General features: G+C 32.2%; 3 protein-coding genes. All 3 read right to left on the bottom strand.

Features of this window, described 5'->3' with window-relative positions; genetic code table 11:
- Nucleotides 1-74 precede the first annotated feature (74 nt).
- Nucleotides 75-4,907, bottom strand: coding sequence for a choice-of-anchor L domain-containing protein (locus tag Q0822_RS12155; protein WP_299123982.1), 4,833 nt, complete (start codon nucleotides 4,905-4,907; stop codon nucleotides 75-77).
- Nucleotides 4,908-5,046: 139 nt separating this feature from the next.
- A complete protein-coding gene (locus Q0822_RS12150; protein ID WP_299123979.1) occupies nucleotides 5,047-9,903 on the bottom strand; it encodes a choice-of-anchor L domain-containing protein in 4,857 nt (1,618 codons plus the stop codon).
- Nucleotides 9,904-10,039: 136 nt separating this feature from the next.
- Entirely contained in the window at nucleotides 10,040-14,806 is a 4,767-nt protein-coding gene (locus tag Q0822_RS12145; RefSeq protein ID WP_299123977.1) for a choice-of-anchor L domain-containing protein, read from the bottom strand.
- Between the last annotated feature and the right edge of the window lie 143 nt (nucleotides 14,807-14,949).

Here is a 14,949-nt window from a genome sequence, read left to right as displayed (position 1 = left end):
AAGGGATAGCAAAGATATATATCTAACAAAGACTAATATTGGAACAAGATGTTAAAAAAGTTGAGACGTTCTTATTAACGACGAAGTGCAAAATGTCCTTTAACCTCAAACGATTTGCCATTTTGAGTTACTGTAGCAACATACCAGTAATCGCCCGAAGGCATCTGATTACCATTATAGGTTCCATCCCAACCCAAAGTGTTAGAATTTAATTCTTTTAAGAATTTACCATAACGGTCAAAGATTTGTATGACAGTACCAGGAAGCATTTCTACACCAACGATATGCCAAGTATCAAAATCACCATCGTTATTTGGTGTAAAATGTTTTGGAGCATCAATAACAAGTACTTCGCGAGTAACTTGAGCACAACCATTTTGATCAATAATAGTTACAGTGTTATAACCGATAGGTACATTTACAAACACATTAGATTCTTGGATATTACCATTGTTTAGTTGATAAAGATAATTACCAATACCATTTACGGTGATAGTAATATTATTAGGGTCAGAAAAATCTATAGTTTCTACAACATCAATAGTTGCAGATTCTGATTCTGTAACATTAAAAGTACTTGTATTTTCACAACCGAATTGATTGGTTATAATTACGGAATACGTGCCTGTTTCATAAATTTCAATTTCTGGTGACGTTTCATCTGTTGACCATAAGTACGTGTCCCCAGAATTATTAGTATTTGCAGAGACCAGAAGGGGTAAATTGTCTAAACAAATGACTTGATCTTCAATAGCAACTAATGGCAGAGGATTAACTACAACAGAAAACTGAGTAATATCAAAACAGCCAGTAGTATTGTTTTCAACTCTAGCGAAAATAATTTCGTTGTCATAAGATATATAATCAGTGTTTAAGGGCGACATATTTTCAATAGCATCATTTTCAGAGTTATGATAACTCACAGAAAAGTCATTTGGATTTTGCCCATTTAGAATACCTGCATTTTGTGTGTTTAAATCAAACTCTAGCAAGCCATCAAAATCATCATCACATGCCATTAAGTTATTTGGTGGATTAGCAATTGGAAGCGGATTAACAACTAATTGAAAAGGATGCACACCAAAACAATGTGTTGTACTATATTCAGCTCTTACATAAAGAGTTTCTGATGAACTTGAATAATTGTAATCTAAACTTAAAGCGTTTTGGTTTTCATTAGCGTCTTGCTCATTTGCATGATAACTCACAAGTACATTATAAGTATCGTCAAATAAAACTTGTGTAATTTCAGATAAATCAACGAGGTTGTCATTGTTTTCACAAATTTGATAGTTTTCAATTGGATTAATTGGAGGTGGTTGATTAACAATGAGCTCAACTGGCACTGAAGTGTAACAATTTGTAGTAGCATTTCTTACTTTTACAAACACCGTTTCAGGATTTGAAAGATTAGTATAATTTTCAGGATTAACAACAGGATTGATATTAGATTCTAAATCGCCTTCTGATCTGAAATACGTAAAATCAATATTATACTGTCTACCATCTATAATTTCAACTTCGTACTGCGTTAAATCCCATTGGATATTAGTGTTAAAATTATCTGAACATGCCGTAAAAGACTGATTAAAGTTCACTTCTGGGAGTGATAATGAATTTATGTAAAATGAAGCTACTTCTACGCATCCTGAATCGAAGTTTTCTATTCGCGAATAAATCAATTGGGAGCTGCTAATGGTGGTATAATTTAAAGGTAATTCATTTGTCCCTAAATTAGCATTGAGTGGAGTTAAGTGAAAAGAGATATTTAGATTTTGTAAAGAACTGCTAGTAATTTCAGTTATTTTTTCATTTAAATTCGTGCTTACAAGTCCTGTGTTATTTATATCACATTCAAAAACATCTGTAGGCTCATTATAGACAGGTGCTTGTCGTATTTCAATTTGCATTGGAGCTGTTTTATAACAACTATCTTCGTCTGTATTTTCTAACCTTACATATATAGTTTGAGGATTAGAGTTAGCAATATAAGGGCTGTTCTTTTCTATTGAATCTTGTTTGTTAATGGCATTGTCTTCGGTTTCAAAATATAAAACCTGCATTCCTGTTTGGCCATTCAAAATTTCAAAATCTTTATTTTCAAATATAAAACCAGAAGGATTATTAATGTCTATCTCACAACTGGTAAAACTTGAAATATCACCGAACTGTGGACTAGAGTAAATTTGAATTTCAAAATTATTAATAGCAAAACAATCTGTGCCAGGCTCTTCAATTCTCATAAAAATCTCGTCAGTAGTAGTATTGAACATACTTGGATTGCTAATGGCTGCAACGGCTTCAATGGCATCTTCTGAGGACAAATAATATGAAATGTTATAATTTGCGAAATCTGCAAATTGGGTTTGAATATGACTAACTAAATCTACATCTTTGTAACCATCTAGGTTATCATCACATCCTTTTAAAGGCTCTAAGATGTCTATGTCAATTTGACCGTTAATAGTGACATCTAAGGTTGTAATATCTGGACATTGTAAAAACAAATCACTCATTTTTACATAGAATCGTTGTGTGTTTCCATTTACAGCAAAGGTCTCTCCTAAAACATTTTCTTCATTTATGGCATCTTCTTCGGTTAAATAATATTCTATATTATTTGAGAATACATCTTGGGATACTAAATCATTAAACTGTTGTAAGAAAATAGTAGTTGTATTATCTGTTCCATTAAAATAGCCACAGGCATCGGTTATTTGTGGTGATAATGACGTAGATTCTAGAACATTTAATTTTAGTATAGAGATGTAACTGCAACCTTGATATGAGCTTTCAATAAATAGGTCTTGCGTATTAATAACCGAATAGGGTAGAGTTCGGTCTATAGGATTCTCATTATTTATAGCATCTTCTTCAGTTTCATACAGTTCAATAGATATATCGTATTCATTTTTTATAGTTTCTGAGATGTCATCGAGATTGAAATTAACAATACCATCATTAGAACCATCGTCACATTCCTCAATTACAACTTCTTCCCCAAGAATAGAATACATTAGATTTTTATGAAACTCTAGTACTATAGGAAATTCGCAATAATCACCAATGGATACTCCAAAATTTGCATTAACAGATGGATTACTAGACGAAATTACTGGAGGTACTGCTAGAATAAAATCTAAAAGTCTAAATGTAAAGCCAGGAAATTCACTTTCTAAAAGCTCTCTATATTCTTGTAAATTGTATGTGTATACTTTGGAGTCAAAATTAATTGATTCTCCATCTGTAAACTCGTAATGGTCTATGGGTAAACAATTATTTACTATGTATCTAGTATTAAAATTTGGTGGTTCTTGATACTCAAAATTAATATTCACCAAAGAGTAACAACCACTAAAAATATTCTCAACCCTTGCAATAAAAAAGGGTATTCCCTCGTCTAAGGGAGGATAATCTTCCAATGGGCTAATTTCATTAATAGCATCATCTTCAGTAAGATAATAACTAACGTTTCTATCAAATTCAAAATTAGAAACATGAGAATCTAGAGAATTCAAACTCGAAGCAAACAAGATTTCGGTTATTTCTCCATTACAGATTTCAAGTATTATGTCATCCGTGTTGGGCGAGTAAAGTACTGAAATATTAAAGCTACCAATTTGTAGGCAATCACCACTCAAACTTTCAATCCTAACATAAATCGTCTCAGTTTCTTCTGTATTTTGATAAACAGCAATTATAGGATTGTTATTGTTTTGAGCATCTTCTTGAGAAAAATGATAACTAATTGTGTAATTGGTAGAAGGAAGGTTATCAAAAATTTCATCATTTTTTAACAGTTGAAAATCAAATTCATACAAACCATCATTAGGTAAATCGTCACAAATAGTTATGTCTTGTATTGGAGCAGCTGGTTGAAATGGAATAATTTCTAATTCAATAGAATCTTCAAGGATGCAACTACCGCTTAGTGATGGGATTGAGACTTCAACATTGTAGGTGCCAGATTGACTGACATTTAATGTGGGACTGTTTTGTCCTGTCATTAAATTACTATTAAAATACCAATTGTAAGTTGCGTCAGGATTATTAATATCTGCATTTAAGGTTAAATCACTCCCGCAAATACTTCTGTTAGGACCTAAATCTATAGAATTACCAAAGCTTTCTGCAGAGATGAAAACAGCAGAATCGAAACGTTCATCAATGTGATCTGCGATTATAAATTTTATATGATAGGTTTCATTTGGGATTATATCAGTAGTAGCAGTTAAAACAGTTGTACTACCATTAAAATTAGTATTGCCCAGATTATAACCTTCAAAATAAGTCTCATTTTGCGCTTCACAGAATCCATTAATATCTTGATGGATTGTGTTTGTTGTAATTTCGGCAGTGGTCTCAGGAACTAAAGCAATATTAATATATGGGTCTGCTGTACCAGCTCTTTTTATAAGAACTGCAAATACATCTTTAAATGTACAAGGGTATTCTTGTTGATATTCGTCTGAGGCGAAGAGGTATTTAAATGCAACAAAATTATTTACAGAAGAAAAATCGAATTCAATGGAAGTTGCGTTAAGCGTTTGATCAATTCCAAGAATATCTTGTATATCACTATCGGTCTCCCAAGTAATTTCACCGTCACTTAAATTTTGTGAATTGTAAGTATTTCCTGCAGATGAAACCCTTCCTGTGGAAAGTATTATACCATTTTGAATTGGAAAATTAGATGTTCCTCTATCAAAAGCACCATAACTTATAATATTATTTACATTTCCATTTATTGAGGAACTAATATTACTTACTGTTGCACAGTCGCCACCTATCAAGTTTTCAATAAGTTGATTAGGTTGTAGAGTATTGTCTGTTATTATCTGCTGTGCACATAAAATATAAATATGCACAAACAGGAAGAAAAAAAGAAATACATTTTTCTTGTTCATCAGACTTTTATTAGAAGGCCTTAATATTAAAATTAAGGATAGCTTTTTTTATAAAAGTAAGAAAAAGAAGAAAAAGAATAGAGACAAATTCAATTGTTACGTTAAATTAACATTAATCAAGACGAATGACTTCTATATATTATAATCTAAGTGTAAAATGCCCTTTAATTTGAAATGACTCATTTCCGCGCTTAATGTCAGCCACGTACCAATAATCATCGGGAAGCATTTTATTTCCATTAAAATAACCATTCCATCCTGGTGTACTTGATTTCAACTGTACTAACAGTTTTCCATATCTATCAAATATATTAATTGTGGTGCCTGGAAGTGTTTCTATACCAACTATATGCCAAGTATCGAAGTCTCCATCTCCATTTGGTGTAAAGAATTTAGGTATATCTACAACTAGTACCTGTTTAGTTATATCTGCACATCCATTAACATCTATAATTCTTACAGTGTGGTAGCCCATAGAAACGTTATAAAAAACATTAGATTCTTGGGGTTGAAAATTATCTAGTTGATAAAGATAATTGCCAATACCATTTACCGTAACAGTAATATTATTAGGATCAGAAAAGTCTATAGTTTCTACCACATCAATAGTTGCAGATTCTGATTCTGTAACATTAAAAGTACTAGTGGTTTCACAACCAAATTCATTGGTTATAGTTACGGAATACGCACCGGTTGTATAGATTTGAATTTCTGGAGACGTTTCATTTGTTGACCATAGGTAAGTATCAGAAGTATTGTTAGTATCAGCTGAGACATGCAATGGGACATTATTTAAACAAATGACTTGATCTTCTATAGCAACTAATGGTAATGGGTTAACAATGATAGAGAATTGAGTTATATCAAAACAGCCAGTAGTATTGTTTTCAACTCTAGCGAAAATAATTTCATTGTTGTTAGCTGTATAATTAGTGTTTAAAGGCAACATATTTTCAACAGCATCATTTTCAGAATTATGATAAGTTAGAGAAAAGTCATTTGTGTTTTGCCCATTTAAAATATCAGCATTTTGCGTGTTTAAATCAAACTCTACCAAGCCATCAAAATCATCATCACAGGCCATTAAGTTATTTGGAGTGTTGGCAATTGGGAGCGGATTTACAACTAATTGGAATGGGGAAACTACATAACAATGTGTTGTACTATATTCTAATCGTACAAATAATGTTTCGATCATATTTGTGTAATTATAATCTGTATTTAGAGCATTTTCATTGGCTTCAGCATCATCTTGATTGGCATGGTAGCTAACAATGATGTTAAAAGTATCATCTAAAATCACTTCATTGATGTCTAGCAAATTGACACTATTGAGTTCATTTTCACAAATATCGTACGTATCTGTAGTATTTAGTTGTGGTGGGTTATTTAAAATTAATTCGAAAGGAACGATGATATAACAACCTGTAGATAAATTTATAAGTTTTACATATATCATTTCATTGTCATTAGCACCGATATAGTTTTCAGGGTTTGTAATTACATTCACTTCATTTTCTGCATCAAGTTCTGTTTGGTAATAAGTAAAATCTATATTGTATTGTCTTCCATCAAGAATATCAAGTTCAATATCAGTTAAGTCCCATTCTGATTGCGTATTGAAATAATTGCTACATTGTATAAGTGATTGATTGAATTTTACTTCGGGTAAATCAAGAATATTTATATAAAAACTTTCTACATTAAAACAGCCTGAATCATTGTTTAAAATCCTAACATACAGTTTCTCTGGGTTACTTGTACTAGTAAAAGAAAGACTAGTTGGATTTGTTCCAAAATTGGCGTTTAATTCTGTTGTATGAAAACTAATACCCAAATCATTTGGGCTGCCATTTGAGATTTCATCAATTTTTGTATTCAAATCAATTTGATAAGGTCCATCACCATTGGTTCCACAAACTGGTATATCAGTTGGTACATTGTAAATAGGTGCTTGCCTTGCAACAATCTGCATTGGTGCTATTGCCACACAGCTATTTTGATTTTCATTCTCCATCCTCACATATATCGTTTGAGGATTAGTGATGTTTTGATAGGGAATTGTTTTATCAATGGCATTGCTATTACTTATCGCATCTAATTCACTCTCAAAATACATAACTTGCATGCCAATTTGACCATTAATAATTGATGCATCTCTATTTTCAAAAGAAAAGTTTGCACTATCAGAGGCACTTAATTGACAATTAATATAATCTGGTATTGCCTCAATTTGTGGATTATTAAAAACTCTTATTTCAAAATCAATTATTGCAAAACAATTAAGACTAGGGCGCTCAATTCTTGCAAAGATTTCTTGGGTTTGAGCGTTATAATTTTGTGGATTGGTTATAACGTCCCTGTCACCGTAGGCATCAGTATAAGTGGTATAGAATTGAATAGTAAACTCATCTAATTCAGTAGAAATAGATGGCAACACGCTAAATAAATTCATAGTAGTGAAACCATTTTGATCGTCATCGCAAATAATAATTGGCTCTGGAGATTGAAAGTTTAGACTTTGAACTACATTAATATCTAAAGTGGTAATGGAATAGCATCCTGTATCTGTATTAGTGACTCTAGCAAAAAATTGATGTGAGTTATTCGCTACGTCATAAGTTTCATTGATTACATTCTCATCATTGTCAGCATCTTCATAGGATTCATAAAACTTAACCAATGGGAAGGGTGTATTTTGAATCATCAAATCCTTATAGTTTCTTACGTTAATAGAAGTGGTGCTATCACTAAGATTAAAATTACCACAGGCATCTGCGGTTACAGGTTCTAAAGTTGGTAACTCATTAAGCTGGAGCATAACTGAAGTAAAGTCCTCACATTCATTTTTATATTTAACTTTAAGGAATAATTCTGTGGTTGGATTATTAACAGTAAGTATTGTATTAGGATCTAATACATTTGTATTATTTTGTTGATCTTCAAAGGTTTGATAGTAGGTTAGTGTTAAATCACCATAACCTCCAATTAATTCTTCTGTTACATTGTTTAAATCAAAATCAAATATACCATCGTTTGATTGGTCATCACAACGCTTTACCACTGTGTCTTCTCCAATAACATTGTTAGTTACATTTTTATGTAATTCTAAGGGAACAATTGAGGTACAATAACCACCTTGTTCTGCAACGGCCATGTAAATAGTGAGCTGCGGACTAGTGAGAGTAAAGATTGGATCATCGACAAAAAGATATGCGTTTGTTTGTGACAAAGCATCTTCAGCTGATGGAAAAAAATTAACCCTTGGCTCTGATAGCCAATCACTAATTTCATCAACTGCGTCATTTAAATTAAATATTTCCTCAGCCTGATCATAATTTTCATCTATTGGTGTACACTTATTTATTATATATCTATCTACACCTATGAATGGACTTTCGTTAAATTCCATGGTAAATGGAACTACTGAGTGACAACCATTAAAGTCATCTACTACTCTTGCGTAAAGTACTTCAGTTTGATCAGGGTAAGGATATGGTGAGGGAATTGCATTTTCACCAATTTCTGCTTCTTCTTCAGTGAAGTGAAAGGTCACTGTTCTATTGAATTCAAAATTAGCTACCCAAAAGTCATAAAAATCAAAATCTACACTATTGAAAGCTGGTATATATAATTCTTCACAAACAATAATAGGGTCTATTATACGTGTGTTAGGTGCTGCATTGATTATAGTGTTAAATCTACCTATCTGTAAACAACTACCGTCAATACTTTCTATCCTAACAAAAATAGTTTCCTCTGATTCCGTATTTTGATAACTACCAATAATAGGATTATCATTGTTTTCAGCGTCTTCTTCTGATAAATGGTAACTAATATTGTAATTATTGGATGGTAGGTTGTTGAATATTTCATCATTTTTCAAAAATGGAAAATCAAACTCATAAATACCATCACTTGGTGCTCTATCGCATATTAAGACATCTGCAATTGGATCTGCATTTTGAAATGGTATAATGTCTATTTCTATACTATCTGTCATTACACAATTGCCACTTGGTGATGTAATCGCAATTTCTACATCATAAGTTCCAGATTGGTTTACTGCTAATGTTGGATTATTCTCACTAGCTATTTGACTTCCATTTAAAAACCAAGAATAGACAGCAGTATTGTTATTGATATTGGCATCTAAAATTAAATCACTTCCACAGATACTTTGATCTGGCCCTAAGTCTACGGAACTGCCAAAGCCGCCTGCTTCAATAAATACAGCAGAGTCAAAACGCTCATCGATATGATCTGCAATGATAAATTTAATATGATAGGTTTCGTTAGGTATTATGGCACTAGTCGCAGTTAAAACAGTTGTATTTCCATTGAAATTAGTATCCCCTAAATTATAACCTTGAAAAAAATCTTCATTTTCAGCATCACAAAATCCATTGATATTAGTATGGATAGTATTTGTACTTACTTCGGTGATAGTTTCTGGAACTACTGCAATATTAACATAAGGATCTGTTGTACCAGCTCTTTTAATTAGAATAGCAAATACATCCTTAAAATTACAAGGAAACTCTTGCTGATACTCCTCTGAGGCGAATAAGTATTTGAAGGCTACAAAGTTATTCGCAGAATTAAAGTCAAACTCAATTGAAGTAGCATTCAGTGTTTGGTCAATACCTAAAACATCTAGTACATCTGAGTCAGTGACCCAATCAATTTCACCTTCACTTAAATTTTCACCCATAAAAGTGTTGCCTGCGGAAGTGACACTGCCTGTAGATAAAATTAAACCATTTTGAAATGGAAAATTAGAAGAGCTACTGCTAAAAGATCCATAACTAACAATATTATTTATGCTCCCATTTATAGATGATGAAACGTTACTGACTGTAGCACAATCATTACCTACTAAACTCTGAATAAGCTCATTAGGTTGTTGAAAATTATCCGTAATAATTTGTTGCGCATAGGTGACATGTATATGCACAAAAATGAAGAGAAATAAGTATATACTTTTCTTTTTCATTTAATTTATTACCAATAAATAATAGCAACTTAAGAAAATTAAATTTCCTTTTTTTGTTTAAAAGTAATAAAAAGTATGAAAACCTGAATCATAAAAGTGTTAATAACCGAATAAAGAAGTTGAATAACGAGAAGAATTATCTCCTCAAAGTAAAATGCCCTTTGACTTGGAAACTAATGCTACCGCGTTTTACTTCTGCGACATACCAATAATCACTAGCAGGCATTTTGTTACCATTAAAGTAACCATCCCATCCAGATGTATTAGAATTTAATTGCTTTAAGAGTTTACCATAACGGTCAAAAACATTAATAGTAGTGCCAGGAAGTGTCTCTATACCAACAATATGCCAAGTATCAAAATTGCCATCATTATTTGGCGTGAAGAATTTAGGTATATCAACAACTAAAACTTCTTTTGTGACATCAGAACAACCGTTAATATCTATAATTCTAACCGTATGGTAACCCATAGCCACATTTTCAAAAACATTTGATTCTTGCGGAGGGAAGTCGTCTAACTGATAAAGGTAATCACCAATACCACTAATGGTTACTGTGATATTATTTGGGTCTGAAAAATCTACAACTTCTGTAACTTCTATAGTTGCAGCCTCAGATTCTGATACTCCAAAAACACGTGTATTTTCACAACCGAGTTGAGTAGTTACAGTTACCCAGTAAGTTCCCATATCAGTAATTTCTATTTCTGGTGTAGTTTCTCCTGTTGACCATAAATATTGATCTGTTGGGTTATTAGTGTTAGCCGAAACCAATAATGGTAAATTATCTAAGCAGATAACCTGATCTTCAATATCAATAACAGGTAATGGATTTATAATTGTTGAAAAATTAGTAATACTATAACAACCAGTACTATTGTTTTCAACACGAGCATAAACGATTTCATTGTCATATGCCATGTAATTGGTATCCAAAGCTGAATTTCCTTCATTGGCTTGTAGTTCAGTATTATGATAAGTTACTGTGAATAAATTTGAATTTTGACCTCCTAAAATTGTAGAATTTTGTTGTAATAAATCAAATTCTAAAATACCATCAAAATCATCATCACAAGCTATTAAGTTATTAGGTTCATTAGCTATCGGTAATGGATTAACTCTTAGAGTAAATTCATAATACATTGAACAGTGTGTGGTGCTATATTCAGTTCTTACAAATAATGTTTCGTTATTTGAAGTGTAAGTATAATTTGTATCTAATGCGTTAGTATTAGCTATTGCATCTGCTTCATTAGAAAAATAACTAAATAAAACATTAAAGTTATTATCAGTAGCAATTTCATTAATATCAGTTAAATCAACACTATTGTTCTCATTAGCACAGGTATTGTATGTAACAAAATCATTAATAATTGGTGGTTGGTTTACAATTAATTCTATAGGTAGAGTAACGTAACAATTAGAAACCGTATTTGTTACTTTTAAATAAACGGTCTGTGGGTTTGATGTATTTGTAAAGTTTTCTGGGTCAGTAATCTCATTACTGTCAGCTTCAGAATCCTCAAAATTAGCATAATAACCGACTATAATATCTTCTTGTCTTACATCTAAAATATTTGACTCAGCTGCGGTTAAATCGAATACTAAAGACCCATCTGTATCATCATCACATGCTATCATTGGTTCAGCAGGTGTTACATCTGGCACTTGAATAACATTGACTACAAATGATGTAATTGATTGACATATAGTACCATTATCTATCTGCACAAAAATTTGTTGTGGATTTACCGTATTTGCAAATTGAAGCGGAATTTCATTGGTACTATTTATAGCATCCTCTTCTGAGGTGAAGAATTTAACACTTTGTATATCTGAAATACCAGCAGATACTTCGTCAACTCTAGTAGAGAGATCAAAAATTTCTGAACCATTATTAGATATATCATCGCACACAAACCAATCAGATGGTTCGTTATATTCTGGGTTTGTACCTACTTCAATTATAAAAGAAGATGTAGTATAACAAGATTCGTCTGAATTATTATCTATTCTAACATGTATTTCTTGTGGATTTGTAATGTTTTCATAAATGCTTGTTTTGTCAATAGCATTAACTTTGTTAGTAGCATCAGAAGCATTAAGATAGTAAGATACTTCCTTGCCAGTTTGTCCATCTAAAGCTTCTTCATCTTTAGTTTCAAAAATGAATTCTCCAATGCCATCAGTTTCATCTTCACAAAAATTGTATTCATTTACATAGTTGGTTAAATCACCAATATATGGTAGTGTGTTTACAGTAACACTTAACTCTTCAACGGTGTGACAGCCCGAAGCGGTATTTTCAATACGCATATATACTGTCTCAGTTTGTGAATTGTAATTTGATACATTTGCTATGGGGTTTGTATCTAAATCTGCATCTTCTAGGCTATTATGAAATGTTACGGTTCTATTAGGTGTTGCCAAAATAGAATTAGGAATACTATTGTTTAGATTAATACTAGAAAAACCATCTCTATCTGCGTCGCAGATAATAATATCATCAGGTTTTTCGCCTAATGGTGCTGGTAATACTTGTACTTCAAACGAATTGTAATCTGCACATTCTGTGTCATTAGATTGAATTCTAGGATAAAGTGTAAACGGATTACTTACATTATTATAAAAGTTAGGCAATGCGTTAGTGTTATTGATTGCATCGTCTTCTGTTAAAAAATAAGCAACACTAAAACCATCAATTCCATTAGTAACATCAGCATCAAATTCTGATAAATCTATAGTAGTAAATCCATCTTGGTCTTCATCACATGCATTTAGACTTATCACAGGATTAAACTGTGTAATAGGAAACAAGATTAATTCAAATTCAGCTTCTTCACTACAATTAGGATTCTCTATAGTTATGTAAATGGTTTGAGGATTACTCTGATTAGTGTAAGATATCCCTTGATCAATAGCATTTGTTTGATTGGTTCTATCATTTTCAGTTTCGTAAAATGTAACTGTAACATTTGGCAAATTATTTATAATACCAACACCAATGTCATCAAAATTAAATAGTTCTGTATTATCACCATCTTCGTCACAAGCTGTAACATCTCTAATGTTTGTAGCTGTTAGCAGTAAGTTAGTGTGAATTTGTATTGGTGTTATAGAGGCACAGCCAGAAGTATTACTCTCAATTCTAATGTAAACAGCTTCTTCTTCAACTGTAGCATTTGTATAGTTAGTCTCATTTGCAATAGGATTTGCACCTGTAAGAGCATCTTCTTGAGTGGCATGAAATGTAACAGAGACACCAGTTAATCCCTCTAGAACCTCAGGAATAATTGATGTTAAATCAAAGTTTGCAAAACCGTCATGATCTGTATCACAAGCATCTATATAATGTGGGTCTAGGTTAATAACTGGAGTATCTAAAACAGTAATATCGAGTGTAGTTGTACTATTACATCCAGATTCAGGATTCGTAACACTAACAAATAATTGCTCATTTGCAGTTGTATTTACATAGGGCATCGGAAGAGCATTACTTGTAGAAGCGGCATCAGCAGCATTACTATGGTAAGTTACTACAAGGTCCGTTTGTCCATTTGTAATTTCATTATCTTTTAACGTGTTTAAGTCCATTGCAGTAAATCCATCAGCGGTTTGATCATCACAAACTTCCAAAGGGCTTGGATTAACAATTGTTGGTAATTGAGATACATTCAATTGTATGGTTGAAAATGCCAGACAACCATTACTGTTATCTTCAATCCTAACATGAATTATTTGAGGATTGCTGGTATTTTGTATCGGTCCACTTATTGCATTGTTGTTACTAAGCGCTTGAGCACTCGAATAATGATAAGAATGTGTGTAACTACCAGGTGGGACAGAAGCAAGTACTTCAGCATCTTTTGTTGATAAATCAAACGTTTCTGAACCATCATTACTTAAATCGTCACAAAGATTATAATCTGAAATAGGATCTGAGGATTGCGTAGAACTTAAAACAATATCAATATCATCTTCAATTGTACAGGTTCCGCTCGTAAACGGAAGCTCTATTTCCACACGATAGTTTCCTGATTGTACAGCATTAAAAGTTGTCTGAGTTGCTGAAGGAATTAGTGCGTTATTAAAATACCACGAATATGTGGCATCTATATTATTTACATCACCATCTAATAATACATTACTTGCACAAGTTGAAAAGTCCTCACCTAAATCTACCGAAGCATTAAAACTATTACCTTCAATGAATACTGCAGAGTCATAATTTTCGTCCGTTTGGTCGGCGATTACCAGTTTAATTTGATATTGTACATTTGGTTGAATAGTTGCTGTAGCAGACAGTACTGTTGTTCTACCATTATAGTTTGTATCACCTAAATTATAACCGTCAAAATATTCTTCGTTTGAAGCTCCACAAAAGCCTACAATTTCATCATGCACAGTATTAGTATTTACAGGTGTTGTAGTTCCAGGTACTAGTGCAATATTTGTATATGGATTTGTGGTGCCAGCTTCACGAATTAAAAAGGCAAAACCATCAGAATATTCGCATGGATTATTACCAAAATATTCTTCAGAAGCTAATATGTAATTAAATTGTATTTGATTAGAAATAGAAATAAAATCAAATTCTATAGAAGTGGCATTAAATAAACCTGTAATTCCTAGAGCTGTTTCTAAATCACTGTCAGTTCCCCAAGTATCGTCTCCATCATTTAAGATGGCAGTATTCTGTCCGTTTCCAGCAGCATTAGCGTTTCCTGTTGTTAAAACAATTCCATTTTGAAATGGAAAAGATGAAGGGCCTCTATCAAAATAACCAAAACTTCCAAGACCGATAGAACTTCCATTGGTAGGTGAAGATATGTTTGATACTTCAACACAACCTTGTATTAAGATATTTTGAATTAAATCTTGAGGGGAAACAGTATTATCCACAGTTATTTGTTGTGCATATAATGTACTGCAAATAAAGCATAGAAATAGACAGAGGGAACGGTTAATATAATTCATCAGTTTCAGTTAAGTTTAAAAGCTGTTATGTATGATTGATTTGGGACTAACCTTACACATGCTTAAGA

The sequence above is a fragment of the uncultured Winogradskyella sp. genome, assembly GCF_947496485.1.
Lineage (GTDB): Bacteria > Bacteroidota > Bacteroidia > Flavobacteriales > Flavobacteriaceae > Winogradskyella.
This window is presented reverse-complemented; position numbering and strand designations above follow the sequence as displayed.

Coding starts and splice junctions, on each gene's coding strand:
- Q0822_RS12155 (WP_299123982.1), bottom strand. CDS start 4,907: ATGAACAAGAAAAATGTATTTCTTTTTTTCTTCCTGTTTGTGCATATT.
- Q0822_RS12150 (WP_299123979.1), bottom strand. CDS start 9,903: ATGAAAAAGAAAAGTATATACTTATTTCTCTTCATTTTTGTGCATATA.